General features: G+C 54.7%; 1 rRNA gene. It reads left to right on the top strand.

Going from position 1 to position 320, the window contains the following annotated elements:
* Positions 1–320, top strand: a 23S ribosomal RNA gene (locus tag R0J88_RS19330); the annotation flags it as partial.

The following is a 320-nucleotide window of genomic DNA, read 5'->3' as shown; positions in this document are numbered from 1 at the left end:
GGAGCGTCGTGTGAGCGAATGAAGGTGGATTGAGAAGTCTGCTGGAGGTATCACGAGTGCGAATGCTGACATGAGTAACGATAAGGGGAGTGAAAAACTCCCCCGCCGGAAGACCAAGGTTTTCTGTTCTACGTTAATCGGAGCAGAGTGAGTCGGCCCCTAAGGCGAGGCGGAAACGCGTAGTCGATGGGAAACGGGTTAATATTCCCGTACCGGATGTGGTTGCGATGGGGGGACGAAGAAGGCTAGGTGAGCCAGGCGTTGGTTGTCCTGGTGAAAGCATGTAGGCCGAGGAATCAGGCAAATCCGGTTCCTCTGAG

It is taken from the genome of Pseudoalteromonas sp. SIMBA_162, assembly GCF_046535955.1.
In the GTDB taxonomy this organism is placed as follows: domain Bacteria; phylum Pseudomonadota; class Gammaproteobacteria; order Enterobacterales; family Alteromonadaceae; genus Pseudoalteromonas; species Pseudoalteromonas marina.
Note: the sequence above shows the minus strand (reverse complement) of the source record. Positions and strands in the feature narration are given on the sequence as shown.